Raw genomic sequence first — 25,908 nt, forward strand, 5'->3', positions numbered from 1 at the left:
GGGTTGCCCGGACAGGCGCGCAGCGCCACCTTCGGGAATGCGCACCCGGGTCTGGCTCTTACACCGCGACCCGGGATGGTTTCACTCTTAGAACCACGCTTCAAACATGCCGCCGACGTTCAGCGAATCCAGCTGTTCGTCTTTGGTGCCGTTGACCTTCGCGGTGCGCTTGTTATCCACCTGGCCGCCGGTTACGTAGAAGCGCAGCATCGGGCGGAACTCCGGCCCCATTCCGATGGCGATGTTCTGCGACAGCGTCAGCTTCCAGCCGTGGTTATCGCCGCCCTGGTCGTAGTCGACGCGCTGGTAGCCCGCTTCCAGCCAGGTGGAGTGAACGTCGTTCCAGAAGTACATCGGGCGGACGATGGCGCCGTAGTTTTTACGGTTGTCGGTGTTGTCCTTGCCGTTGTCATAGTCGTGGAAGGCCAGCAGATATTCGATCTGCGCCTGCCGGGTAAATTTATGCAGACCTTCAAAGCTGGCGTAGATAGCGGTCAGGTCATCGGTTTTGTTGTAGACGCTGTTATCCGAGTTATCGGAGTAGCGCAGGATCACTTTATTGACGCCGCTGTCGTTGGTGTGGCTCAGCACCAGCCCGCCCTGCCAGGCGTCGAGACGTTCGTCGCTGTCCACCGCTTTCGAATCGAAGCCGTAGTTGGCGTATACCTCAACGTCGATCGGCCCGGCCTTGATGTTGTGGGTTTTGGTGGTCAGGGCGTAGTGGCCGTTATCGCCGGTACCGGAGCCGCCGGTACAGGTGATGCGCGACGGGTTGGCCTCATCGGCCATCACTTCCGGGCTACAGGACTCCACCTGCGACACCCCCGCCACGTCAAACTGCACGCCGCCGATATCAAAGTTTTTCACCCCGGCGCCCTGGCCATCGTGGTTCATCCAGAAGTAGTCGTTGATCCCCTGCTGCGGACGCTGATGGAAGTCGCGGCCGGCCCAGATATAAGCGTTGGGGTTAGATTCCAGCACGTTGGTGACGCCGACGTAGGCTTTTTTCAGGTTAACTTCATCGCTCCAGTGGTCAAACATGACGTTGATATCCCAGATCGCGCCTTTACTGCTTTTGAAGGCTTTGGTTATCTGGAATTCACCGCCGTTGCCTTCGTTGCCTAAACGACCGATCGCCGAGGCGCCGTTATAGGAGCCATCCACGCCGACAAACTTCTGATCGCCGGTCTGGAACTGCGCGCCGTAGCGGGCGTAGCCGCTGAACTTGAGGCCGAAGGGGATCGCCATATCCGGCGAGGCCGCGGTGGTCTGCGGGTTGGTAATGACATCCACTTTTTTATCGGCGGCAGCGTCGATTTTCGCCTGGCGCTCGGCGAGGGCTTTATCGACGGCCTTCGCCACAATGGCGTCGATCTGTTCCTGCGTAAATTCTTGCGCGAATACGGAAATTGGGCACAGCGCGGCGACGACCGCCATTGCTAATGGCAGCATTTTTACAGTTTTCATAATTATCTCGCTTTTAATAATTCATATATTCAGATAATAGCCATCCCGCCAGGATAAGCTGGTGTATTTATTCCGGATACAGTTGTTAAATATTGATATAAATTAACGCTGGTATAAATGAATTAACTCTTCCGAAAATTCACGGGCGAGCAGTGAGTTCATTAAGTGATCCTGAGCATGGACCATAATTAACGTCATCGGCTGGCGCGCTTCGCCGGCATCCTGCTCGATAAGCCGGGTCTGCATCTGATGCGCCCGACGGGCGTAACCATCGGCTTCATTCAGTAGTAAGCGCGCTTCATCTATATTACCGTTACGGGCGCAATGGAGTGCTTCAAAACACAATGAGCGTGACTGTCCCGCGTTAACGATAATTTCCATTACCGCATCTTCTAATTCAATCATGATAGATCCTGAGGTCATTAACTTTATTATTTAAATAATGCAGCAAAATCCCTTTTCCGCATTATTTATGCCGTCATCTAAAAGATAATATTAAATATATTGCTTCATTATTGGCTGACCGTTTCGGCAACCGGAACCGCGGCTTTTGCTTTTTCAACTTCAGTTTTCATTAAGGAACGTTCATAGGCGCGCAGGAATGGCAGATAGATTAGCGCCGACATCACCATACAAATCAGGCACATGACCACCGGGCTTAACGTCCAGTTTGCGGCCCACGATGCGCCGATAGGCGCCGGCGTTGTCCACGGCGTCAGCGAAACCACCTGGCTGAGCCAGCCGAGACGCGTCGCGCCATAAGCCAGAACGGCGTTGATCATCGGGACAAAGACGAACGGGATAAACATCATCGGGTTCATGATAATCGGCGCGCCGAACAGGATCGGTTCGTTGATATTAAAGAAGCTTGGCACAATGCCCATTTTACCGATGGTACGCAGATGGGTTACGCGGCTACGCAGCAGCAGGAACGCCAGCGGAAGCGTGGAACCGACGCCGCCTATCAGCAGATAGTGATCCCAGAAACCTTGCAGATAGACATGCGGCAGTGCCGCACCGGCCGCCAGCGCGGCCTGGTTTGCCGACAGGTTGGCCATCCAGAAGGGGTTCATAATGCCGGTCACGATCAGCGAACCGTGGATCCCGGCGAACCAGAAAATCTGGCACATCAGGACGGAAAGCAGAATCGCCGGCAGGGAGTCAGAGGCGGAAACCAGGGGCTCCAGCAGGTGCATAATCGCCTGCGGCAGGATCATACCGGTCTGCGCTTCGATAAACAGATTCAGCGGATGCAGGGTCGCGATCACCACCAGTACCGGGATAAGAATTTCAAACGAGCGGGCAACGCCGGTCGGCACCTCTTTTGGCAGGCGAATCGTAATATTGTTCTGCTTTAACCAGGCGTAAACGCGGGTGGAGTAGATGGCGGTGATCAAGGCGGTAAAAATGCCCTGACCGGAGAGGTACTGGGTGGAGATTTTGCCATCGGCGTACGGCGCGGCAACCAGTAAGAAGGCCATGAACGCCAGCAGACCGGACATCACCGGGTCGAGTTGGAACTGACGTCCCAGGCTGGCGCCGATTCCCACCGAAATAAAAAACGTCATTACGCCCATGCTGAGGTTAAACGGCAGCATCAGCTGTTCACGGTACTGCTGGGAGAAATCCAGCCAGCCGCGGGCGAAACCATTCGTGGTATCCGGGGAGAAAGGGGGAAAGATAAATACCAGCATGAATGAGCCGATGATCATAAACGGCAATGCGGCAGTGAAGCCATCGCGAATCGCGATAACGTATTTCTGCTGCCCAAGGCGTCCTGCCAGCGGGGTAATTGATTGCTCGATCACGGCAATCATGGACTGATACAGAGAACTCATTTGCACACCTCTTAATGCGCTGCAATCAGCGACAGGGCATAATCCAGGACGTTATCTCCCCGCTGCATTCCGTAATCCATGGTGTTAATCGGCTGGACCGGAATATTCAGGGGAGCGGCTTTCTCAGATAAGTTTTTCAGCATGTATTTCACCTGTGGCCCAAGAAGCACCACCTGGTATTGCGGAAACTGCATGTCAAATTCGGAAACTCCATAGGCGTCAATCTGCACCGGCAGATTACGTTCCTTCGCGGCATCAACCATCTTTCTGACCAGCAGGCTGGTGGACATTCCGGCAGAGCAGCACAGCATAATCTTGTACATCGACGTTCGTCCTCAAAATGTAAAAAGTTATTGCGTGGATGATTTGATATCAGACGGAAACCGGTTTCCATTTATAAAAAACAGAACTGTGATAACCATCAAGATCTGTCAGTCAAAGGGGCTGTTAATTAGATTTGGCTCACAAATTTTCCTGGTTTTTGCTGCGATTTTCCATGAAATGGAAAATCGGTTTCCAAATAAAAAGGGAAACGGATATACTGCCGCTGGTTATTATTGAAGCGATTCAGGTTTAAGGATTTACAGGGATCGGATTGACCCTGTCAGGGGAAAATAATGTCTACAATCAACGATGTATCACGGTTAGCTGGGGTGTCGAAAGCCACAGTCTCTCGGGTGTTGAGCGGTTCGCGCGGCGTAAAGGAAGCCAGCCGACAGGCGGTACTGCAGGCGGCGGAAGAGCTTAACTACCGGCCGAATATGATAGCGCAATCTTTGCTGAGTCAGACTACCGGCTGCATCGGCGTCATTTGCGCCCAGGACAACATTAATCAAACCACCAGCTATCTCTACGCGCTGGAGAAACAGCTTAGCCAGCACCAGAAGCATCTGCTGCTGCGTTTTGCCAACAGCCGCAGCAGAGTGCTGCATTCGCTGGATGAGTTGACTTGCGGCCTTTGCGATAATGTATTAATCATCGGCGCACGGTTTCCGCTCAATATCGACCGGCCCGACGTAGTACTGATTGACTGCCTGGAAAACGACGGAACGAATAGCATTCAGTTTGACCATGCCTTCGCGGCGGAAACGGCCTGCAACTATCTGATAAGCCAGGGGCGGCGCCAGATTGCGCTGATCCATCCCCAGGCCAGCGGCTTTGCTGACCAGGTTTTGCTGGGCTATAAGCACGCGCTGGAAAAGAATTTTCTGCCGTTCAATCGCAACCTGGTTTTTCTCGACAGCCATTCGCCGTCCGTGGCGGTGCAGGAGCTGGTAAACAACACAACCACCCTGAATTTTAATGCGTTATTGGTGGCCAACGAGCAGCAGGCGCAGCTGGTGGTGCCGCAGCTTCAGGCGTTTAATCGCGCGGTGCCGGAAAAAGTTATGGTGTTCAGCCTTGCGGGCTCGTTACAGCTGCCCGGTATTCCGACCATTCCGGCGATAGAATATTCAATGGACGCGATGGCCAGCCAGATCGTCAACTGGCTGACCGAGAAGACGCAAATACTCGGCAGCAGCCCGCTGCGCGGGGATTTGATCATTCCGAACCGTTGATGGCGACCCTGCAACCGGCGCTAGGGCATGGGGCAAGCTATGGCGCTAATGGCCTTCTGGTAAGCGGCGCTGTTGTTTTTATCCAGCGCCCGCGTCGCGCTTTGTACGGCAGTCTTATTTTCCGCTGATTCCAGTACGCGGTTAGCAAACTGCGTATCGTCCAGCGCGCTGCTTTTAGGGCAGTTTTTCCTCACATCCTTCACTATCTGCTGCTTTTGCTGTTCAAACTTCAGCCCGGAGAGCGGTGCGGCTGTCGCCACGCTGGGGAGCACCAGACAGACGGCCAGCGAAAGCGCAATTTTCATTCTCTTCATCACGGATATCCTTATTTTTATTAAAGCGTTCCTCTAACTATAGACGCATTCCTGAATCAACATTTTGCGTGTTGCTTTCCGCAGGAATGTATCTGTTTCAGTCGCTGAAATTTATCTTCCGTAGCGGCAAGCAAAGCCGTTGATGCGCAGATGCCCGGCGTCGCGGTGATGGATATATTCCAGCTATCGCGTTTCAGGGATGGCGGACCATGACGAAAAAAGGAACGACCTCGACGCCGCACGATGCGGTTTTTAAACAGTTTTTATCGCATCCCGAGTGCGCAAGGGATTTTATCGAGATTCATCTTCCCGCTTCGCTGCGCCAGCTGTGCGACCTGCAAACGCTTAAGCTGGAGTCCGGCAGCTTCATTGAGGCCGATTTGCGCGCCAGCTACTCCGACGTACTGTGGTCGCTGAAAACCAGCGACGGTGACGGCTATATCTACGTGGTGATTGAACATCAGAGCACGCCGGATGCGCACATGGCATTCAGGCTGATGCGCTACGCGCTGGCGGCGATGCAGCGTCATCTGGACGCCGGGCACAAAACGCTGCCGCTGGTGGTGCCGATGCTGTTCTATCACGGCGCGAAAAGCCCCTATCCTTTCTCGCTGTGCTGGCTGGATGAGTTTGCCGATACGGAGGCCGCGCGGCGGATCTATGCCGCCGCTTTCCCGCTGGTGGATATTACGGTGGTGCCGGATGACGACATTATGCAGCACCGGCGCGTGGCGTTGCTGGAGCTGATTCAAAAGCATATTCGCCAGCGCGATTTACTTGGCCTGGTGGAGCGATTAGCCGAGCTGTTGGTTAAAGGTTGCGCTAATGACAGCCAGTTGAAAGCGCTGTTTAATTACATGCTGCAGTGCGGCGATGCGCCTCATTTTGGTGAATTTCTTCACGAGGTCGAGCGGCGCGTTCCTCAACATAAGGAGGTACTCATGACGATTGCGGAAAGGCTACGGCAGGAAGGGAGACAAGAAGGCAAGTTGGAGGGCAAGTTAGAGGGCAAGTTAGAAGGTAAACAAGAGGGTAGAGAAGAAGAAGCGTTGCGTATTGCCCGTTCACTTCTGGAGCAGGGGTTTGAGCGCGAGCTGGTACGGATGACTATTGGGCTCTCGGATGACGATCTGAATGCATTCCAGGATGCATCCCTCAAGATGGGGGAAAATTAATGACGATTGTAGAGAGGCTACCGCTGGAAGAGATACCACAGGAGTTACAACAAGAGTATTTACTGGAATACCTGTTGGAATTTTACCTGGGGTTTTATGAAGGATTTCAGGAAGGGAAACGAGAAGAGGCGTTGCGTATTGCTCGTTCATGTCTGGAACAGGGATTTGAGCGCGAGCTGGTGCAGGTGGTTTGTGAGCTGTCGGATGACGACCTGAAGATGCTGCAAACGCAGGTCGCAGCATCTCCTGCCCGATAATCGTCAGGCCGTTTTAACCCGCCGCCGCGAATCCAGGGCGATCAGCACCACCGACGAGAGGATCAGCAGCGTGCCCAGCCAGTCCGGGAGGGTAAAGGTGATGCCGAGCAGCAGCAGAGAGAGCAGAGCGCTACTCAACGGCTCCGCGCAGCTGAGGATCCCCGCCTTCGCGCCGCCAATCTTCTGCGCGCCGTTCAGGTAGAGGCTAAAGGTCAGCGAGGTGCCGATTACCACCAGGTAGAAAAAGGCCAGCAGCAGGCCGCCGGTCACCACAAAATGGTTGCCCTGTCCGGCGTAGAACGGCAGCAGCATCGCGCCGCCGAGCAGCATGCTCCAGCCGACAATCGGCAGCGTGCCGTAGCGGGCAATCAGCGTCGAAGGGTAAGTCGTATAAAAAGCAGCGGCAAACGCCGAAGCAATCCCCCAGAACAGCGCCGTGGGGGAAATCGACAGCGTCGTCGGGTTACCGTGGGTGACCAGCAGGAAAGTGCCCGCCAGAGAGGTGGCGATGGCCGCGAGCACCAGCGGGCTGGGGCGCGTTTTGCGGGCGATGGCAAACCAGGCGACGATAATCGTCGGCGACAGGAACTGCAGCACCGTCGCGGTGGCGGCGTTGGATTGCTCGATAGTCATCAGGAAGGTGTATTGCACGGTGAGCGCGCCGAACAGCGAAAAGATCAGCAGACTGACGGCGTCTTTGCGGTTTAGCAGGACGCGGAAAATCTTATCGCCGTGAAAGAACGAGAGCATCAGAAGGATCAGGCCGGCGAACAACAGGCGCGTCATGGTCAGAAACGGCGATGACATCTGGCTTTGCTGCATAATATATTGCGCGCAGACGCCGGAACTGCCCCACAGCACAGCGGCGATCAGTACGTTCAGCATCCCTTTTTTGCTGGAGCCCATCTTTCCCTCAGGTGAAAATAGTGCGAAAGCAGCATCATAGCATGAGCACGCGCGGGAAGCGGGGCAGGAAATGGTAGCCGGATCCTTTATCAGATGTACCCTGGCCGACGTTGCCCGGTGGCGGTTGGCGCCTGACCGGGCCGACAGAAACGCAACGCCACGCGCAAAAAATATTCAGCATGGGGCGTCAGTACCTCCCGCCATGCGGCGGATAAACTCACGTTCACCGCCGTGCGTCAGATGCGCGCTCTAGCTCAAATCAACGTTTTTACTGCCGAACAGCCAGGTCAGGGCGAAGCCGCACAGATAAGAGACCGCCAGCCCGGCGGCATACACCGCCATTCCGGCGTAGATCCCGCTGTTGGAGGTCATCAGCGGCAGCGCCACTAGCCCGGACGGGCCAAATACCGTATTCAGGCCGACCGGTAGCCCCATCCAGGCGACAAGCCCGAGGAAGAAACCGCCGCAGGCGCCGCCGAGGCAGGCGGTGATAAACGGCTTCATGCGCGGCAGCGTCACGCCATAAATCAGCGGTTCGCCGATGCCGAGGAAGCCGGGAATAATCGCCCCTTTAATTTGCGTACGCAGCAGAGAGCCGTGCTTCGCCCGCCAGAAAAGCGCCAGCGCCGCGCCGACCTGTCCGGCCCCGGCCATCGCCAGAATCGGGAACAGCGAGTTAAACCCCTGCGCATCCACCAGCGCGAAATAGACCGGCACGAAGCCCTGATGGACGCCGAACATCACCGCCAGCAGGAACAGGCCAGCCAGCACCGCAGAGCCGAACGGGTTGCCGTTAAGGTGCAGGAATAGCCATGACATTCCGGTAAACAGCCAGCCGCCGATCGGCATAATGACGGTAAAAGTGATTGCGCCCATGATCAGCAGCGTCACCGCCGAGGTGAGGATCATATCGAGGTTGGCAGGCATGATGCGGCGCACCTGTCTTTCCACCCACGCGCCGATAATCGAGGCGATAAGCACGCCGATAATATTGCCGCGTGGGTCGATACCGTGGCCGAAGAAGGTCGAAATCCCGGAATAGAAGCCGCTGGTGGCCTCCGGGTTGTAGCCGAGGACAAACAGCGCAGCGATGATGGCCCCGTTGACCCCGGAGCCGCCGAAGGCTTTCTGGGCGTTATAGCCGATCAGGATGCTCAGGAAGGTAAACATCCCCTTGCTGAATACCTTCATGTAGCCGATCAGCGCCACCATCGTCGCGTTCGGATGCGCGTTTTCGAGGACAAATATCTGCTCCGCCAGGGTCGCGAATCCTAACAGCAGGCCGACGGCGATAAAACCGGGGATCAGCGGGGTGAAAATGGTGGCGAATTTAGCGAGGAATTTTTGGATGCCGCTGGTTTGCTTGCTCTTCAGCGCCTGCTTCTTCTCGGCGGCGACATCGGCCAGCGACGGCGTCTCCGCCGGAGCGTCTTCCAGTAACGCATTCATCATTTCCGCCGCGGTTTGCGCCTTGCCGGGGCCAAGCACGACCTGGAACTGCTCATCGCTGACGATAACCCCCATCACGCCCTCAATCTGACGGATGGCGGCGCTATCGGCCCGTGATTCATCGCGCAGAGTCAGGCGCAGCCGGGTCATACAGTTGCCCGCCTGCGCGACGTTACCGGCGCCGCCAACGTGTTGAAGGATCCGCGCTATCATCTCTTTATTTATTTTTGCCATTGCAGATTACCTGTTGGTCAGCGGTCAGGAGTGGCTCAGCGCCTTGCGGATATAGCCGTTATTTTTTGCCAACAGCGCCTGGGCATCCGGGGCGCTTAAATCAGCCAGCACCATCACAATCGCCGTTTTGCAGTGGCGACCGCAGGCCTCCAGCGCGCTCTGGGCGGTTGCGCGATCGCATTCGGTCGCTTCCATGACGATGGACACCTGGCGCTCGATAAGCTTGGCGTTGGTCGCTTCCACATCCACCATCAGGTTGCTGTAGACCTTGCCAATGCGGATCATCGCCCCGGTGGAGATCATATTCAGCACCAGCTTCTGCGCGGTGCCTGCCTTGAGCCGCGTTGAGCCGGTAACGACTTCCGGGCCGACCACCGGCGTAATGGCGACGTCCGCCAGCTGGGCCATTTCCCCGTGCGGGTTGCAGCTGACGATGGCGACGAAAGCGTTCTGGCTGTAGGCATACTCCATGGCGCCGATGACGTACGGCGTGCGTCCGCTGGCCGCGAGCCCGACCAGCACATCGCGGCTGCTAAAATTAATATTCTGCAGATCCATCGCCCCTTGCGCTTTGTTGTCTTCAACGTTCTCTACGGCGCTCAGAATTGCTTTATGGCCGCCCGCGATGATGCCCACCACCTGTTCGGGGCGAGTGCCGAAGGTCGGCGGACACTCGCTGGCGTCAAGGATCCCCAGACGACCGGAGGTCCCCGCGCCGATATAAATCAGTCGCCCGCCCGCCTGCAGCGCCGCTGCGACCTTATCCACGACCTGGGCAATTTGCGCCAGATAGGGGGTGATGGCGTGAGCCACCTGCTGGTCTTCCTGGTTAATCACCGTCAGCATCTCTTCGGTGGAGAGGGTATCAATGTTGGCGCTATTGGCGTTGCGGCGCTCGGTCAGCAGTTTGCTCAGGTCGATACTCATAAGAACCTCTTTATTCACAGTGGCGGGCAGTATAAGGAATTAATTATTCCTTTCATGTGAAGACTATCACGATTAGTGTTGAAGAGATAATAGGAGATTTCAGCGTTGGCGGGAAATATGGCGGTAATAAAATTGGAATATTTTATTACCGCCAGGGGAGGTTATGCGACGGAACGTGGTTTTTTCAGGCCAATCAGCAGCGCGGCCAGATAGCAAAGGGTCATCGCCAGGCTCATTTTGAGCATCGTTTCGCCGCCGAGTCCGGCCAGCGGCGCGGCAATCCCGCCGAACACAAACATCAGCGTGCCCATCAGGGCGGAAGCGGTGCCGGACTGGCGGGCGTGAATGGCGTTCATCGCTTCCGAGCCGGCAACGGTACTGATGCCGCTCATCATGGAAACGGTAAAAAACAGGCCGACCAGCGCCAGCGTCGGCTGCGGTAGCCAGGCGAAGAGCAGGGTGATGGCGGCAAACGCCACCGCCAGCAATTGACCGCCGCGCAGCAGAGATTCGGCGCTGAAGCGGCGCGCCAGGCGGGAAAAGATCAGCGCCGCGATAATCAGCCCAATACCGTTCAGGCCGAACAGCAGGCTGAACTGCATCGCGCTCATGGCATATTCGCTCTGAATAACAAACGAAGATGAGCCGATATAGGAGAACAGCCCGGCCATCATAAAGGCCTGAATCAGGCAGTAGCGCATAAAGCGGTGATTTTTCAGCACCGGCGTCTCATCCTGCCGCTGCGCAACCGATGCGGCGCTTTTTTCCGGCAGCGTTTCGTGCAGCACCGTCAGGCTGAGCAGCAGTAACACCACGCCAATCGCCGCCATCGCCCAGAACAGAATACGCCAGTCGAAGGCGGTGATGATCCAGCCGCCAAGTACCGGCGAAAGCACCGGCGCGATGCCGTTTACGGTCATCAGCAGGGCGAAAAACTGGGTCAGCAGGGTGCCCTGATAGCGGTCGCGGGCGATGGATCGCGACAGCACCGAGCCGCCCGCGCCGGCGAAGCCCTGCAGAAAGCGCCAGGCGATCAGCATATGGATATCGTAGGTTATCGCGCACATCGCTGAGGAGAAAATAAACAGCAGCAGGGAGAGCGCCAGCGGCTTTTTACGACCAATGCGGTCGCTCAGCGGGCCGAAAAACAGCTGCCCAAGGCCGAGGCCGATCAGCGCCGCGGTCAGCGAGAGCTGGGTCTGCGTGCCGGTAGCGCTAAGCTGCTGGGTAATTTCCGGCAGCGCGGGCAGATAGAAGTCGGTACACAGCGGCCCAATGGCGCTGAGCAAACCGAGAACCACAACCCAGGAAAGGGAGATTCGGGGCATACAAGCGGGCTCCTTGTCATCAAACCGGGCGCTGTCGCCCGGTAAAGGTGTTAGCTGGCGCCGCCTCCCAGCGACTGCCAGAGGGTGATGCGGTTTTCCAGGTCCGTTTGCTGGAGGGAGATCAGCGTGGCCTGCGCCGACCACAGCGTTCGCTGGGCGGTCAGCACCGACAGATAATCTCCGACCCCGGCCTGATAGCTCTTCAGCGCGATATTCAGCGATTTCTGCTCCGCCGCGACGTATTTATTCTGCGCGTCCAGCTGTTCACTGAGCGTTTCCCGCCGCGCCAGCGCGTCGGCGACATCTTTGAAAGCGCTCTGAATCGTCTTCTCATAGGTGGCGATCAGCCCCTTTTTCTCCGCTTCAGCGTAGCGCAGCTGCGCCAGGTTGCTGCCGCCGGTAAACAGCGGCAGGCTGATGGACGGCGCGAATGACCATACCTGCATGCCGTGGCTGAACAGCGACGAGAGCGAGTCGCTGCCGACCCCGGCGCTGGCGGTCAGCGAGATGGACGGGAAGAAGTTGGCCCGCGCCGCGCCGATATCGGCGTTAGCGCTCTTCAGGTTATGCTCCGCTTCCTGGATATCCGGGCGGCGCAGCAGTACCGATGAAGAGACGCCCGCCGGCACCAGGGTGATACTGCGATCGCCAAGGCTTTCCAGCGTGCCGGGCAGCAGGCTATCTGGCACGGTTTCCCCGGCCAGCAGGTTGAGCGCGTTTTTATCCTGCGCCACCAGCGTGCGGTAGCTGGCGACGCTGGCGCGCGCCTGCTGGTACACGCTTTCGGCATCGCTCAGGTCGCCAGCCGAGGCGGTGCCGACTTCCATCTGGCGGGTGACGATGCGGCGCGAGTTCTCGGCGCTGGCCATGGTTTCCTGCGCCAGCGCCAGATTGCTGTTATCCGCGGCGAGGGTTATCCACGCGGTGGTCAGATCGGCGATCATCGTCAGACGCGTATTCTGGGCGGTGAATTCGCTGGCAAGCCAGGTTTCCCGCGCGGCGCGCGTCAGGCTTTGGTTCTTGCCAAACAGATCCAGTTCGAAGCTGGAGACCGCGCCGTCGGCTTCCGCTGACGACGACAGGCCGCTGGCCACCGTTTTACTGCGGGTATGGCTCAGCTCGGCGTCGAGGGTCGGAAACAGCGACGCGCGGGTTTCACCAAACTGGGCGCGCGCGGCTTCGATATCGGCCAGCGCTTTCTGCACGTCGCGGTTGCTGGTCAACGCGATACTCACCACTTTTTTGAGGCGGGCGTCATTCACCACCTGCTGCCAGTCGCTGACCACCGCGGTTGCCTCGCCGTGGCTGCCCGGCAGGGTCGCCGGGACCGGCGCGGCCGGACGCTCATAGTTCGGGTCGAGAGAGACGCAGCCCGCCGTCAGGAGCGCAACAAAAACTAAGGTAAAACGAAACATAACTTACTCCTGAGAAGAACGATGGCGGGTGAAGAAGCGTTTCACCAGCACAAAGAACAGCGGCACGAAGAACACCGCCAGCAGCGTCGCGGTCAGGGTTCCGCCGATAATCCCGGTACCGATCGCCACGCGGCTGTTGGCCCCGGCTCCGGTGGCGATCGCCAGCGGCAGCACCCCGGCAATAAACGCCAGCGAGGTCATCACAATAGGGCGTAGGCGGGTCTGCGCAGCGCGCATGGCGGCACGCGACAGGGAATAGCCCTCTTCCACCGCCGATTCGGCGAATTCGACGATCAGGATGGCGTTCTTCGACGACAGGCCGATGGTGGTTAATAGCGCTACCTGGAAGTAAACGTCATTGCTCAGACCGCGCATCCAGGCCGACAGCGCCGCGCCGAGCAGCCCAAGCGGGATCACCATGATCACCGAGAACGGCACCGACCAGCTCTCATACAGCGCCGCGAGGCACAGGAAGACCACCAGAATCGAGATGGCGTAGAGGCTCATCGCCTGGCCGCTGGCGAGTTTTTCCTGCAGCGACATGCCGCTCCACGCCCAGGTGGTGCCGGCCGGCAGGTCATTGGCCAGGGCTTCCATCTTGTCCATTGCCGCGCCGGAGCTGAAGCCGCTGGCGTTTTCGCCCTGGATTTCAAAGGCGGCGGAGCCGTTGTAGCGCACCAGGCTTTCCGGGCCGTATTGCCAGCGGGTGGTAGCGAAGGCGGAGAACGGCGTCATGCTGTCGTCGCTGCCGCGCACGAACCATTTACCGAGGTCGGACGGCACGGCGCGGGCGTCGCTTTCGCCCTGGATATAGACCTTCTTCACGCGACCGCGATCGATAAAGTCGTTAACGTAGGTACCGCCCCAGGCGCTGGAGAGGGTATCGGTGACATCGCTTAACGACAGCCCGAGCGACACGGCTTTGTTGTTATCAATATCCACCTGCAGCTGCGGCATTTGCGGCAGATCGTTGGCGCGTACGGACTGCAGCTCGGTACTTTGATTCGCCGCCGCCAGCAGCTGGCTGCGCATTTTCATCAGGCTATCGCGATCGGTGCCGCCGCTGGCCATCAGTTCGAAGGTGAAGCCATTGCTCTGCCCCAGGCCATCAACCGACGGCGGGGTCATGGCGAACAGGGTGGCGTCGCGAATGCTGCCGAGCTCTTTGGTGGCGCGCAGGGCGATGGCCTGAGCGGTATTTTCTTCGCCTTTACGTTCGGACCAGTTTTTCAGCGACACGAAGGCCATCCCGGCGTTTTGTCCGCTGCCGCTAAAGCTAAAGCCGTCGACGGTAAAGATCACGTCGGTATTGGCTTTCTCTTTCGTCAGGAACCAGTCGGTGACCTGGCGGCGAACCTCGGCGGTACGTACCGCCGTCGCCCCGGCGGGCAGCGTATACTGGACCATGATTTCGCCCTGATCCTCCGTCGGCAGGAAGCTGCCCGGCAGTTTCCACATCGCCAGCGCCATGCCGCCGCAAATCAGGACAAAAGCGCCCATCATCATCGCCGAGCGGCGCAGGCCGCCGACCACACGATGCTGATAGCCCTGCTCGGTGCGTCCCCACAGGCGGTTAAAGGCGCCGAAGAAGCCTTTGGTATGCGGTTTCGAATGGCTTAGCAGCGCGCCGCACAGCGCCGGGGTTAAGGTTAAGGCGACCACTACGGAGAGCATCATCGCCGAGATAATGGTCACCGAGAACTGGCGATAAATCACTCCGGTTGAGCCACCGAAGAAAGCCATCGGCAGGAACACCGCCGAGAGCACCAGGGCAATGGCGATCAGCGCGCCGGAGATTTCGCCCATCGATTTTTCGGTGGCTTCGCGGGCGGGCAGCCCCTCGTCGCGCATGATACGCTCGACGTTTTCCACCACCACGATGGCGTCATCCACCAGCAAGCCTATCGCCAGCACCATCGCGAACAGCGTCAGGGTGTTGATGGAGTAGCCGAACAGCGCCAGCACGCCGAAGGTGCCCAGCAGCACGACCGGAACCGCCACCGCCGGGATCAGCGTGGCGCGGAAGTTTTGCAGGAACAGATACATCACGCAGACCACGAGGATAATCGCCTCGAATAGCGTCTGAATCACATCCTCCACCGAGATTTTGATGAACTCGGTGCTGTCTTTCGGGTAGGCGATATCGTAGCCCTGCGGCATCTGGCGCTGGAACTCGGCAATCTTGTTTTTCACCAGCGTCGCGGTATTCAGGGCGTTAGCGCCCGGCGCCATCATCACCGCGATCCCCGCAGCCGGGTGGCCGTTGAGATTGGCGGAGGCGGTGTAATCTTCGCTGCCCATCTCCACGCGGGCGACGTCGCTCAGGCGCACCACCGACCCGTCGCTCTTGCTCTTGACGATAATCTCTTTGAACTGGGCGACGGTTTGCAGCCGCGACTGGGCACGGACGGTGGCGGTCAGCTGCTGCGCGTTGGTGGCGGGCAGGGCGCCGATTTTACCGGCGGACACCTGCACGTTCTGCGCTTCAATCGCCGATTGTACATCGGATGGCATCAGCGAATAGGAGGCCAGTTTGGTCGGGTCCATCCAGATGCGCATGGCGTACTCTGCGCCGAACACCTGCAGGCTGCCGACGCCCTCAATACGCGCCATTGGGTCCTGCATATTGCTGACCAGCCAGTCGGAGATATCGGAGCTGGTGGCTTTGTTGTTTTTGTCATACACCGCGAGGATCAGCAGGAAGCTGCTCTGCGATTTCTCCACCGTCACGCCGGACTGCTGAACTTCGCTCGGCAGGCGCGACTCCGCCTGCTGCACTTTGTTCTGCACCTGAACCTGGGCGGTATCCGGGTCGGTACCCTGCTCAAAGGTGACGGTAATGCTGACCGAGCCGTCGGAGCTGCTGGTGGACGTAAAGTAGAGCAGGTTGTCCAGTCCGGTGAGCTGCTGCTCGATAACCTGGGTCACGCTGTTTTCCAGGGTTTCCGCAGAAGCCCCGGTGTAGGTGGCGGAGATTTTTATCGCCGGCGGCGCGACGTCAGGGTACTGGGCGACCGGCAGGGTGCGGATAGCCAGAATCCCGGCGAGCATAATCAGAATGGCGATAACCCAGGCGAAGACCGGGCGTCGCACGAAGAAACGGGAGAACATCAGGCGTTGCCTCCGTCATTTTTGACTTCGGCGGCTTTGACCTGCTGGCCCGGCGCCACTTTGCCGGTTCCTTCAACAATCAACCTGTCGCCGCTCTTCAGGCCGTTGACGATCAGCCATTTGTCGCCGTAGGTTTCGCCAGTTTCCACGCTGCGCTGTTCAACCTTGTTATTAGCGTCAACCACCAGCGCGGTGGCATCGCCTTTGGCATCGCGAGTGATGCCCTGCTGCGGGGCGAGGATCGCATCGTTCATGATGCCTTCGTCTATGCGGGCGCGAACGAACATACCGGGCAGCAGCACGTGCTGCGGATTGGGAAAGACCGCGCGCAGCGTGACCGAACCGGTCGATTCATCTACCGCCACTTCGGTCAGCGCCAGGCGACCTTTTTCGCTGTAGGTGCTGCCATCTTCAAGAGTCAGGGTGACGTTAAGGGTATCGCTGTTGCTCGCCAGGCTTTGCTTACGCAGGCGCAGCAGATCGACGCTGGATCGGGTGAGATCGACGTACATCGTATCCAGGCCGCGGATCGTCGCCAGCGCGGTATCCTGATCGGCGGACACCAGCGCGCCCGGCGTGACGGAAGAGATCCCGATGCGCCCGGCAATCGGTGCGGTCACGGTGGTCCAGTTCAGGTTGATGCGCGCGCTTTCCAGCGCCGCTTTTTTCGACTCGACGCTGGCCTTATCCTGGTTACAGGTCGCTATCGCGTCATCGGCGTCCTGACGGGAGACGCCGTTATCTTTGACCAGCACCGCGTAGCGCTGGGCTTTTTGGCAATCGGCGATGACCAGCGCCTGGGCCTGTTTCAGCGAGGCGGCGGCTTCGTTAAACGTCGCGCGATAGCTTGACGGGTCGATTTGGTACAGCGCCTGTCCGGCTTTGACCATATCGCCCTCGGTAAACAGGCGTTTTTGCACGATCCCGCCAACCTGCGGGCGCACTTCTGCGCTAAGCGAGGCGGTGGTGCGTCCGGTCAGGCTGCTCACCACCGGGACAGGTTGGCCTTGTAGGGTTACGACGCCGACTTCCTGCGTCATCTGCTGCGGGGAAGCGTTTTGCGCATTATCGCACCCGCTAAGGAGAAATAATGCTGCTGCGATGGGGGCTAAAGTATATTTCATTATATTTTCTCAGGATGAACGACGTCCGCCCCGCAAATTCACTGGCGGGGTGATAGGCCGGGCGATGATGCATCTCCGGGCAAGCACAAATAACCAAAGGGGAAATAAATATTCCTGTTTGCAGTAAATGACTCTGCGAATACCGCTATTAATTAAGCGGTTTTTCCGACATTTCCCCGTGCGGCGAATACGGTATCAGACGGCGGTTACAGGCGCTGAACCGAGGGATGACGCCTGCTACAGGGCATTTCTCATGGGGTTCTCCATGGTTTGTGTTTTTGAGAATGATCGTTCTCATTTTTTCCCATTATACGTCTGAACCGAATGATGGGAAGATTTTTTACACAAAATTTAGTGCAGGGAATTTAGTCAGGAAATAATGGAGAAAAAAAGGATATTTTGTGAAAGTAGGCTGGTGAATGGTCTATGAAAAATAAAAGATGGAGATAATCAATGACATTAATAATAACAGAGAACATTAATCCCGCCGATCAAGAAGAGCTGCTGACGGGGCTGCGGGAATTCAATCTGCGCTTTCTTGACCCAGCCCAGTTCGGCGAGCTGGGCGTTTATTCACGCGATGCTGCTGGCGAGATGCGCGGGGGATTGATTGCCAAACGCAAGGGCAGCTGGCTGTGTATTGAGTATCTGTGGGTCAGCGAAGCGTCGCGCGGCAGCGGCCTCGGCAGCGAGCTGATGCATGAAGCGGAATCCCAGGCGCGGGAGCGCGGCTGCAGCCATATGCTGGTGGATACGTTCAGCTTCCAGGCGCTGCCGTTTTACCAGAAGCTGGGCTATCAGCTGCACATGTCGCTGCCGGACTTCCCGCACGTGGGTATGCAGCGCCATTATTTGTCGAAAGTATTGTAAAGCAGCCCCCAGGAGACCTCCCGGAGGCGGCGCTGTGCGCCTGTCCGGGCTACCCGAATGCAGGCGGCAGTGAACCGGATTGTATCCCCCGGATCGCAGACGGTTGTAAACCTGTAGCCCGGCTAAGCGCAGCGCGAGCCGGGGAGAATTAGCCGCCGATCCCGCTGCCTATCAGCGCCAGGGCATGGCTGACAATCATCTGCTTGTCCACCGATTGCAGCCGCGGATCGGTGTGGGTGCGGGAAAAAGGTACCAGCACCAGGCTTATCAGCGTGGTAAACAGCAGCTCTGGGGAGAGCGCCGGATTAAGCTTGCCCTGCTGCTGCCAGCGGCGCACCGTCTCCAGCATCTTATGGTACTTTTCATCGCCAAAACGCGCGTGCATCTGCTGGCGCAGCACCGGCATCTCGCCGATGATCTCCTGCATCCACAGCGGCGCGAACCACGCGTTTTTCTCCGCCATGGCCGCCAGGGTTTCAATTAGCAGCGTAAAAGCGGTGACCGGATCGTCGCCATGCGCGACAAAAATCTGCCCGATTTCGCTGCGCAGCGGCATAAAGCGCTCCTCGATCAGCTTTTCCACCAGCGCTTCGCGCGAGCTGAAGTAGTAGTGCAGCATCGCGGGCGTTACCCCCGCCTCTTTGGCGATGGCGTTCAGCGAAATGCGGGCGATCCCGTGGCGGGCAAACAGCGCCAGGGCAATATCCATCAGCTGTTCGCGGTTGGCGGGGCCGGATTTCTGCCCGCGCGGGCGACCGGGGCGACGCGGGGCTTCATTGTCTTTTTGTGCTGACATCCTGTGGCGATCCCTTGACCAGATTCATCATTTCCCTAAATATTAATTATGCATTTAATTAATTTCAAGCGAGTCATGCTATGACATCTGAAATCGCCAGCCAACCGGCGGTGCCCTCGATCCGCCTGCTCTTCAGCGCCCTGCTGCTGGTGATGCTGCTCTCGGCGCTGGATCAGACCATCGTCTCCACCGCGCTGCCGACCATTGTCGGCGAACTTGGCGGTCTGGATAAACTCTCGTGGGTGGTCACCGCCTATATCCTGAGTTCGACCATCGCGGTACCGCTGTACGGCAAATTCGGCGATCTCTTCGGGCGAAAAGTCGTTCTGCAGGTGGCGATTGTGCTGTTTCTTGCCGGTTCCGTTCTTTGCGGGCTGGCGCAAAATATGACCCAACTGGTGCTGATGCGCGGCCTGCAGGGGCTGGGCGGCGGCGGCCTGATGGTGATCAGCATGGCGGCGGTGGCTGACGTCATCCCGCCCGCGAATCGCGGCCGCTATCAGGGGTTATTCGGCGGCGTCTTTGGTCTGGCGACGGTGATCGGACCGTTAATCGGCGGTTTCCTGGTACAGCACGCCTCCTGGCGCTGGATTTTTTATATCAACCTGCCGCTGGGGCTGTTTGCGCTGCTGGTGATCGGCGCGGTCTTTCACAGCAGCAACAAGCGTAGCCAGCACCAGATCGACTGGCTGGGAGCGATCTACCTCAGCATGGCGCTGCTGTGCATCATCCTTTTTACCTCCGAGGGCGGCAGCGTCCGCGCGTGGAGCGACCCGCAGCTGTGGTGCATTCTGGCTTTTGGCCTGGTCGGGATTATCGGCTTTATTCATGAAGAGCGGCTGGCCAGCGAGCCGATTATTCCGCTCTCCTTGTTCCGCAACCGCAGCTTTTTGCTGTGCAGCCTGATTGGCTTTGTGATCGGCATGGCGCTGTTCGGCTCGGTGACCTTCCTGCCGCTCTATTTACAGGTGGTCAAAGAGGCGACGCCGACCGAGGCGGGCCTGCAGCTGATCCCGCTGATGGGCGGCCTGCTGCTGACGTCAATCATCAGCGGGCGCATTATCAGCCGTACCGGTAAGTATCGGGTGTTTCCGATTATCGGCACCCTGCTGGGGGTGGTCGGCATGGTGCTGCTGACGCGCATTACCATCCACTCAGCGATGTGGCAGCTGTATCTGTTTACCGGCGTGCTGGGGGCGGGCCTGGGGCTGGTGATGCAGGTGCTGGTGCTGGCGGTACAGAACGCGATGCCCGCGCAGATGTACGGCGTGGCGACCTCCGGGGTCACGCTGTTTCGATCGATTGGCGGTTCTATCGGCGTGGCGCTGTTCGGGGCGGTATTTACCCACGTGCTGCAAAGCAACCTGCTGCGCCTGCTACCGGAAGGGGCACAGCTGCCGAGGGCGCTGAACCCGGCGGCGGTACAGAATCTCCCGGCGGAGATCCGCCTCGATTATCTGGACGCCTTCGGGTCCGCTATCCATGCGGCGTTTCTGATGGCAGCCTGCATTATGGCGGTGGCGTTTGCGCTCTCCTGGCTACTGAAAGAAGCGCCGCTGAAAACCGGCGCACGCTAGACGGCGGCGGCGATACGCAACAGCGCCTGGCGCAGAGCCGGCGCGGCGAAATCGATGAATTTACGCAGCTTAAGCGGAGCCAGATCCCGGGAGGTGTACAGCAGGTGCACCGGCGCAGGCTCTGGTTCCATCGCCTGCAGGAAAAGCGTCAACTCGCCGCAGGCCAGACCGTCAATCGCCTGGTAGTGCAGCAGGCGCGCCACGCCTGCCCCCAGACGGGCGGCGTCGGCGGCGCTTTCGGGTGTAGTCAGCGACAGCACCGGCTGCAGCGCCACCAGCCGGTCCTCCGCCTCTTCGGCGTTAAAGCGCCAGCCGCGATAAGGCATCGGCGATTCAATACGAACGATCGGTAGCGCGGCCAGCTCGCGCGGGCGTTGCGGCATGCCGTGCTTTTCCAGCAGGGCCGGGTGCGCGCAGGTGACGATGCGCATTTCGCCCAGCCGGGTGGCCACCATCCCGCTGTCCGGTAGCGCGCCGATCCGTACCGCTAAATCAATATGATCGCCCACCAGATCGGCGTTGCGGTCGCTAAGCAGTAAACGGACGCGAATCTGCGGGTAGCGGGCGAGAAAATCCGTCACCACCGGTAAAACATGCTGACGGCCAAACATGGTCGGCGCCGAGAGAACCAGCTCGCCTTTTGGCTCCTGATATTCGCCCGCCGCCTGGCGCTCGGCGTTCTCCACCTCTTCGAGAATGCGCCGCGCGGCGGCGACATAATCGACGCCGGTATCGGTCAGCGTCAGCTTGCGGGTGGTGCGGATCATCAGGCGCACGCCGAGGGTATTTTCCAGTTCGCCAACCTGGCGGCTAACGGTGGTCAGGGGCATATTTAACGCCCGCGCCGCCGCCGACATGCTGCCGAGTTCGGCCACTTTCACCAGCAACGCCATCGCGCTGAGTCGGTCCATAATTATCCCGTTTTTCGGAAAGATGATTGTCATATTGCCACTATTATCTTTTCTGCCTGCACAGTCCATGATGAGTTACGCCGCAACGCATCGGGAGGACCTATGCCAGCAGAATTTCTTGATATCGCCATGACGCCGGACGTGATGGCTGTCCAGCATGAAATGGGCAGCGATGAGCTGTGGCAGTCGCCGCATCGCCAGCGCCGGGGTGAGCGCTTCGGCGCCAGCGAGGAGGCGATGATTGCCACCCGCGACAGCTTCTATCTGGCCACCCTTTCGCAAACCGGCTGGCCCTATATTCAGCATCGCGGCGGCCCGGCGGGCTTTCTGCATCTGCTGGATGACACCACCCTGGCGATGGCGGATTTTTCCGGTAATCGGCAGTACATCACCACCGGCAACCTGCGCGGCAGCGATCGGGCTTGTCTGTTTTTGATGGATTACCCGCGCCGTGCCAGGCTGAAAATCTACGCCACCGTAGAGGTGGTGGCGGCGGATGCCGACCCGCAGCTGCTGGCGCGGGTCGCGCCGGAGAACTATCGGGCCCGGATTGAGCGTATTTACCGTTTTCATTTGCAGGCTTTTGACTGGAACTGCCCCCAGCATATTACTCCCCGCTACACCGCTCAGCAGGTGGCGGAGTATAGCCAGACGCTGCAACAGCGTATTGACGAACTGGAGCGGGAAAATCAGCGCCTGCAGCAGCGTATTCATACAGGAGATTCATGATGACCGAACAACGTCCGCCTCTGCCGCCGTTCACCCGCGAGAGCGCCGCACAAAAAGTCCGTGCCGCTGAAGATGGCTGGAACAGCCGCGATGCCGCTAAGGTCGCGCTGGCCTATACCGTCGAGAGCGAATGGCGCAACCGCAGCGAATTTGTTCACGGCAGAACGCAGATTATCGACTTCCTGCAGCGCAAATGGCGTAGAGAACAGGAGTACCGGCTGATTAAGGAGCTGTGGGCGTGGAGCGATAACCGTATTGCGGTACGCTTTGCCTATGAGTGGCACGACGACAGCGGCAACTGGTTTCGCTCCTACGGCAACGAGAACTGGGAATTCGACGAGCACGGACTGATGCAGACGCGGTACGCCTGCATCAACGATCTGCCCATCACCGAGAGCGAGCGTCTGTTTCACTGGCCCCAGGGCCGTCGCCCGGACGATCACCCGGGGCTGAGCGAGCTGGGGCTGTAAGGCGCGTCCCCGTTCTGCGGAATGAACCTCACCGTTGAAGAGATCCCCGGAGGCGGCGCTGCGCACCTGTCCGGGCTACGCGATCGCAGCCGACGGTGAACCCGTAGCCCGGGCAGGCGCATTGCGCCGCCCCCGGGAGAAAGGCGGAAGATGATTTTATTTCCGGTTGCGGTTTTTGCGTTTAAAACCTCGCCCTAAAGTCGTTATAGTTTCAGACGAAAAATAATAACGATTTTCTATGGACTGACGGGGTTATAACAATGAAATTGCGTTTACGGACAGCCGCCGCCGTGGTGCTGGCGGGTCTGCTGCTGGCGGGCTGCGACCAGAAGGGCAGCGATGCGAAGCACATTAAAGTCGGCGTCATTAACGGCGCGGAACAGGATGTGGCGGAAGTGGCGAAGAAAGTGGCCAAAGAGAAATATGGCCTCGACGTCGAGCTGGTGGGCTTTAGCGGCTCGCTGCTGCCGAATGAGTCCACTAACGCTGGCGATCTGGACGCCAACGTCTTTCAGCATCGCCCGTTCCTCGAACAGGATAATAAAGCCCACAACTATCGTCTGGTGGCGGTGGGCAACACCTTCGTCTTCCCGATGGCGGGCTACTCGCGCAAAATAAAATCCGTCGCCGATCTGAAAGACGGCGCGACCATCGCCATTCCGAACGACCCGACCAATCTGGGCCGCGCGCTGCTTCTGCTGCAGCAGGAGAAGCTGATTACCCTTAAAGCGGGCACCGGCCTGCTGCCGACGGCGGTCGATATCACCGACAACCCGCATCACCTGAAAATTATGGAGCTGGAAGGAGCGCAGCTGCCGCGCGTCATCGACGACCCGAAGGTCGACGTGGCGATCATCAGCACCACCTACCTGCAGCAAACGGGCCTTTCCCCGGTGCGCGACGGTATCTTTATTGAAGATAAAAACTCGCCCTATGTGAATATCATCGTGACCCGCGAAGACAACAAAGACGCGGAAAACGTGAAAGCGTTTATCCACTCCTACCAGTCGCCGGAAGTGGCGAAGGCGGCGGAGACGATCTTCAACGGCGGCGCGGTGCCCGGCTGGTAATTTTTCACACAAGGAGACGTGGCGATGACCCGGCAACGCCAGGCTGATTTGCTGCTCATAGCCGCGACGGTTATCGCCGCCTGCGGATGGATTTTTTCCCGTGAAGCGATTGCTGGCATGCCGGTTTTCGCTTTCCTCGGCCTGCGCTTTTTCTTCGCCGCGCTGCTGCTGCTGCCTTTCTGTCGCGGCCTGCGCGTCGAGAGGCAGCACTGGCCGCGCATGATTATCAGCGGCCTGTGGTTTGCGCTCAACCTGTGCCTGTGGATCTACTCGGTATCGACGACCCCGTCGCTGGGCGAAGGGGCGTTCATTATGAGCCTGTCGATGCTGTTCGTGCCGCTTACCGCCTGGGTGATGATAAAGGCGCGGCCGGCGCGGGCCTACTGGGAGTGTCTGCCGATTGCGGTTGTCGGTCTCGGCTTACTCAGCCTGCATATGCCGATTGCGTTTCACCCCAGCCAGGGCTGGTTTCTGCTGACCGCGCTGGTGCAGTCGATCTGGTTTTGCTACACCAGCAAAAGCGCCCGCGAGGTGCCGCTGATCCCGCTGACCACCGTACAGCTCGGCATTACCGGCATTGTCGGACTGGGGATCTCCGCCGCCGTTGAAAGCTGGAGCCAGCCGTTTACCCTGCCGACTTTCGGCTGGCTGCTCGCCAGCATCGTTATCGCCACCAGCCTGCGCTTCGGCCTGCAAATGAAGGGGCAGAAGTACGCGGCGGTCGCCAGCGCGGCGATTATCATGGTGCTGGAACCGCTGCTGACGGTGATTGCCGCCGCGCTGTGGTACGGCGAACAGCTACCGCTGCAGAAAATTATCGGCGGCCTGCTGATCCTCGTCGCTCAGCTGTGGTTCCGCTGGCGGATGCTGAAGCCGCTACGCTAAACCGATGCGCCGCTGCGCCATCAGATGCAGCAGCGGTACCAGCGATAGCCCGTCCGGCATCTCGCCGCGGGCGATCAGCTGGCCTATCTCTTCGAGGGTAAACCAGCCCGTTTCCATCACTTCGTCCTGATCTTCATCCATTCCCACCCAGGTTAAATCGTGGGCCAGCCAGGTAATAAATAGCTGGTCGCTGCTGCCGTAGGAGGGGTTATAGCGGATAATTTCGTCGGCGCGCTGCGCCTGCCAGCCGGTCTCTTCCCGCAGCTCGCGCACGGCCGCCTCGCGCGGGTCTTCGCCTTCGTCGACGCCGCCGGAAGGAATCGCCCACACAACCTGGTCTATCAGGTAGCGGTAGTGGCGAATCAGCAGCACTTTGTCATCCTGCATCGCCACAATTCCCACCGCCGGGCGAGGATAGTGAATGGAGTAAAAATCCCGCCGATCGCCGGGCGCCATATCAATCCCGACCTTGCGCATGCTGAACCATGGGGTGTCTGCCAGAACCTCGACATCGTGCATATCGGCGGAGGTGAGTTTCTTTTTCATCGTAGCCACTGTTCCTCAAAGTTGAGCGTTCAGCACACCATAGCCGGGAGCCGATGGCAACCGTCGCAGATTGGCCCGATTTCATCGTTCATTGCCCAAACGCCCATATTGCGCCAGGCTTGTGGGACGTACGATGTTCGCCAGATAACCGCGAAGAGGAATGAACATCATGAAAATCACCCATGTGCGTAATGCTACCCAGCTTATTGAATATGCGGGTAAAAAATTTTTGATTGACCCGATGCTTTCAGCCAAGGGCGCCTGGGCGGGCTTCGCCGGTACCGCGCGCAGCGAGTTGCGTAACCCACTGGTGGAATTACCTTTTTCCATTGAAGCGATCGTTGACGTGGATGCCGTTATCGTCACCCACACCCATGATGATCACTGGGACGAGGCGGCGATCGCCGCGATCCCCAAAACCCTGCCTGTTTACGTCCAGCATGACGCCGACGCTCAGCTGCTGCGCGGCCAGGGCTTTCGCGATATTCGTCTGCTCTCTGAGGACAGCACGTTTGCAGACGTTTCGCTGGTGAAAACCACCTCGGGCCAGCACGGCAGCGACCGCACCTATGCGGTGCCGGCAATGGCCGAGCGCCTGGGCGAAGCCTGCGGCGTGGTGCTGCGCCATCCGCAGGAGAAAACTCTGTGGCTGGTAGGGGATACTATCTGGCGCGATGAGGTGGAAGCCGACATGCTCAGGCTGCGCCCTGACGTGGTGGTGCTGAATGCCGGGTATGCGCACGTCATCGGTTTTGGGCCGATCATCATGGGCAAAGAGGATGTGCTGAAGGCGCACTTCACCCTGCCGGAGGCCAAAATCGTCGCCAGCCATCTGGAAGCGGTGAACCACTGTCTGCTCAGCCGCGATGAGCTGCGCCAGTACGTGGCTGACAATCAGATTGCCGAGGCGGTCAGTATCCCTCAGGATGGGGAAAGTATGGTCTTTTAAA

The 25,908-nt window shown here is 58.7% G+C and carries 25 protein-coding genes; 10 read left to right on the forward strand and 15 right to left on the reverse strand.

Going from position 1 to position 25,908, the window contains the following annotated elements:
* Nucleotides 1-87: 87 nt before the first annotated feature.
* The 4 genes from ACE3MN_RS00225 to ACE3MN_RS00240 all read right to left on the reverse strand — a co-directional run bounded on the left by ACE3MN_RS00225 (nt 88) and on the right by ACE3MN_RS00240 (nt 3,628).
* Entirely contained in the window at nt 88-1,467 is a 1,380-nt protein-coding gene (locus ACE3MN_RS00225; RefSeq protein WP_004133118.1) for a carbohydrate porin, read from the reverse strand.
* Between the two features lie 102 nt (nt 1,468-1,569).
* A complete protein-coding gene (locus ACE3MN_RS00230) occupies nt 1,570-1,872 on the reverse strand; it encodes a PTS lactose/cellobiose transporter subunit IIA (protein WP_004855598.1) in 303 nt (100 codons plus the stop codon).
* Nucleotides 1,873-1,979: 107 nt separating this feature from the next.
* Nucleotides 1,980-3,305, reverse strand: a complete 1,326-nt coding sequence (locus ACE3MN_RS00235; RefSeq protein WP_004133122.1) for a PTS sugar transporter subunit IIC — start codon at nt 3,303-3,305, stop codon at nt 1,980-1,982.
* 11 nt (nt 3,306-3,316) lie between these two features.
* On the reverse strand, nt 3,317-3,628 hold the full coding sequence (locus ACE3MN_RS00240; RefSeq protein ID WP_004133123.1) for a PTS sugar transporter subunit IIB: 312 nt from the start codon (nt 3,626-3,628) through the stop codon (nt 3,317-3,319).
* Between the two features lie 294 nt (nt 3,629-3,922).
* Between ACE3MN_RS00240 and ACE3MN_RS00245 the strand changes: the two genes are divergently transcribed.
* On the forward strand, nt 3,923-4,864 hold the full coding sequence (locus ACE3MN_RS00245; protein WP_102650135.1) for a LacI family DNA-binding transcriptional regulator: 942 nt from the start codon (nt 3,923-3,925) through the stop codon (nt 4,862-4,864).
* Nucleotides 4,865-4,884: 20 nt separating this feature from the next.
* On the opposite strand, the gene ACE3MN_RS00250 is transcribed toward ACE3MN_RS00245, so the two are convergent.
* The gene (locus ACE3MN_RS00250) at nt 4,885-5,178 is read right to left on the reverse strand and encodes a YicS family protein (protein ID WP_024359674.1); all 294 of its coding nucleotides are present in this window, start codon (nt 5,176-5,178) and stop codon (nt 4,885-4,887) included.
* Between the two features lie 209 nt (nt 5,179-5,387).
* Here ACE3MN_RS00250 and ACE3MN_RS00255 point away from each other — a divergent pair, with 209 nt between their 5' ends.
* Nucleotides 5,388-6,353 (forward strand): Rpn family recombination-promoting nuclease/putative transposase, encoded by a 966-nt coding sequence (locus tag ACE3MN_RS00255; RefSeq protein ID WP_101867990.1) that lies wholly within the window; start codon nt 5,388-5,390, stop codon nt 6,351-6,353.
* Nucleotides 6,353-6,610 carry a hypothetical protein gene (locus ACE3MN_RS00260; RefSeq protein ID WP_004133131.1) on the forward strand — a complete coding sequence of 86 codons (258 nt, stop codon included), beginning with the start codon at nt 6,353-6,355 and terminating at the stop codon, nt 6,608-6,610. The genes ACE3MN_RS00255 and ACE3MN_RS00260 overlap by 1 nt, the downstream gene beginning before the upstream one ends.
* Before the next feature lie 3 nt (nt 6,611-6,613).
* Here ACE3MN_RS00260 and ACE3MN_RS00265 read toward each other — a convergent pair whose 3' ends face one another.
* The 7 genes from ACE3MN_RS00265 to ACE3MN_RS00295 form a co-directional block, all read right to left on the reverse strand.
* Nucleotides 6,614-7,516 carry an EamA family transporter gene (locus tag ACE3MN_RS00265; protein ID WP_004133132.1) on the reverse strand — a complete coding sequence of 301 codons (903 nt, stop codon included), beginning with the start codon at nt 7,514-7,516 and terminating at the stop codon, nt 6,614-6,616.
* A gap of 249 nt (nt 7,517-7,765) precedes the next feature.
* Nucleotides 7,766-9,199 carry a PTS N-acetylmuramic acid transporter subunit IIBC gene (murP, locus tag ACE3MN_RS00270; protein ID WP_049090423.1) on the reverse strand — a complete coding sequence of 478 codons (1,434 nt, stop codon included), beginning with the start codon at nt 9,197-9,199 and terminating at the stop codon, nt 7,766-7,768.
* Between the two features lie 24 nt (nt 9,200-9,223).
* Nucleotides 9,224-10,126 carry an N-acetylmuramic acid 6-phosphate etherase gene (gene murQ, locus ACE3MN_RS00275; RefSeq protein WP_004133138.1) on the reverse strand — a complete coding sequence of 301 codons (903 nt, stop codon included), beginning with the start codon at nt 10,124-10,126 and terminating at the stop codon, nt 9,224-9,226.
* A gap of 161 nt (nt 10,127-10,287) precedes the next feature.
* Nucleotides 10,288-11,454, reverse strand: a complete 1,167-nt coding sequence (locus ACE3MN_RS00280) for a multidrug effflux MFS transporter (RefSeq protein WP_049090424.1) — start codon at nt 11,452-11,454, stop codon at nt 10,288-10,290.
* A 50-nt stretch (nt 11,455-11,504) separates the two neighbouring features.
* Nucleotides 11,505-12,869, reverse strand: coding sequence for an efflux transporter outer membrane subunit (locus ACE3MN_RS00285; RefSeq protein ID WP_024359678.1), 1,365 nt, complete (start codon nt 12,867-12,869; stop codon nt 11,505-11,507).
* A gap of 3 nt (nt 12,870-12,872) precedes the next feature.
* Nucleotides 12,873-15,980, reverse strand: a complete 3,108-nt coding sequence (gene eefB, locus ACE3MN_RS00290) for a multidrug efflux RND transporter permease subunit EefB (RefSeq protein WP_102650136.1) — start codon at nt 15,978-15,980, stop codon at nt 12,873-12,875.
* Nucleotides 15,980-17,104 carry an efflux RND transporter periplasmic adaptor subunit gene (locus ACE3MN_RS00295; RefSeq protein ID WP_049131596.1) on the reverse strand — a complete coding sequence of 375 codons (1,125 nt, stop codon included), beginning with the start codon at nt 17,102-17,104 and terminating at the stop codon, nt 15,980-15,982. Before ACE3MN_RS00295 ends, eefB begins: the two co-directional genes overlap by 1 nt.
* A 453-nt stretch (nt 17,105-17,557) precedes the next feature.
* Between ACE3MN_RS00295 and ACE3MN_RS00300 the strand changes: the two genes are divergently transcribed.
* Nucleotides 17,558-17,974: a GNAT family N-acetyltransferase gene (locus ACE3MN_RS00300; protein WP_004133148.1), complete on the forward strand. Its 417-nt coding sequence runs from the start codon at nt 17,558-17,560 to the stop codon at nt 17,972-17,974.
* A gap of 148 nt (nt 17,975-18,122) precedes the next feature.
* On the opposite strand, the gene ACE3MN_RS00305 is transcribed toward ACE3MN_RS00300, so the two are convergent.
* Entirely contained in the window at nt 18,123-18,770 is a 648-nt protein-coding gene (locus ACE3MN_RS00305; RefSeq protein WP_004133150.1) for a TetR/AcrR family transcriptional regulator, read from the reverse strand.
* 80 nt (nt 18,771-18,850) lie between these two features.
* On the opposite strand from ACE3MN_RS00305, the gene ACE3MN_RS00310 reads away from it, so the two are divergent.
* Nucleotides 18,851-20,347, forward strand: a complete 1,497-nt coding sequence (locus ACE3MN_RS00310) for an MDR family MFS transporter (protein ID WP_024359680.1) — start codon at nt 18,851-18,853, stop codon at nt 20,345-20,347.
* On the opposite strand, the gene ACE3MN_RS00315 is transcribed toward ACE3MN_RS00310, so the two are convergent.
* Complete coding sequence (locus ACE3MN_RS00315) at nt 20,344-21,258, reverse strand: LysR family transcriptional regulator (protein WP_004133154.1); 915 nt, start codon at nt 21,256-21,258, stop codon at nt 20,344-20,346. The genes ACE3MN_RS00310 and ACE3MN_RS00315 overlap by 4 nt on opposite strands.
* A 102-nt stretch (nt 21,259-21,360) precedes the next feature.
* On the opposite strand from ACE3MN_RS00315, the gene ACE3MN_RS00320 reads away from it, so the two are divergent.
* From ACE3MN_RS00320 to ACE3MN_RS00335, 4 genes are all read left to right on the forward strand, one after another.
* Nucleotides 21,361-21,987 (forward strand): pyridoxamine 5'-phosphate oxidase family protein, encoded by a 627-nt coding sequence (locus tag ACE3MN_RS00320; protein WP_049087017.1) that lies wholly within the window; start codon nt 21,361-21,363, stop codon nt 21,985-21,987.
* Entirely contained in the window at nt 21,987-22,457 is a 471-nt protein-coding gene (locus tag ACE3MN_RS00325) for a DUF1348 family protein (RefSeq protein ID WP_064343351.1), read from the forward strand. Before ACE3MN_RS00320 ends, ACE3MN_RS00325 begins: the two co-directional genes overlap by 1 nt.
* 260 nt (nt 22,458-22,717) lie before the next feature.
* Nucleotides 22,718-23,527, forward strand: a complete 810-nt coding sequence (gene nlpA, locus ACE3MN_RS00330; protein ID WP_004137625.1) for a lipoprotein NlpA — start codon at nt 22,718-22,720, stop codon at nt 23,525-23,527.
* A gap of 24 nt (nt 23,528-23,551) precedes the next feature.
* Nucleotides 23,552-24,412, forward strand: a complete 861-nt coding sequence (locus ACE3MN_RS00335) for a DMT family transporter (RefSeq protein ID WP_375364222.1) — start codon at nt 23,552-23,554, stop codon at nt 24,410-24,412.
* Here ACE3MN_RS00335 and ACE3MN_RS00340 read toward each other — a convergent pair.
* Nucleotides 24,404-24,958 carry an NUDIX hydrolase gene (locus tag ACE3MN_RS00340; RefSeq protein WP_375364223.1) on the reverse strand — a complete coding sequence of 185 codons (555 nt, stop codon included), beginning with the start codon at nt 24,956-24,958 and terminating at the stop codon, nt 24,404-24,406. The two genes, ACE3MN_RS00335 and ACE3MN_RS00340, sit on opposite strands and share 9 nt — an antisense overlap.
* 169 nt (nt 24,959-25,127) lie before the next feature.
* Between ACE3MN_RS00340 and ACE3MN_RS00345 the strand changes: the two genes are divergently transcribed.
* Nucleotides 25,128-25,907 carry an MBL fold metallo-hydrolase gene (locus ACE3MN_RS00345; RefSeq protein WP_221026828.1) on the forward strand — a complete coding sequence of 260 codons (780 nt, stop codon included), beginning with the start codon at nt 25,128-25,130 and terminating at the stop codon, nt 25,905-25,907.
* Nucleotide 25,908 lies beyond the last annotated feature (1 nt).

It is taken from the genome of Klebsiella grimontii (assembly GCF_042137965.1).
GTDB classification, from domain to species: domain Bacteria; phylum Pseudomonadota; class Gammaproteobacteria; order Enterobacterales; family Enterobacteriaceae; genus Klebsiella; species Klebsiella grimontii.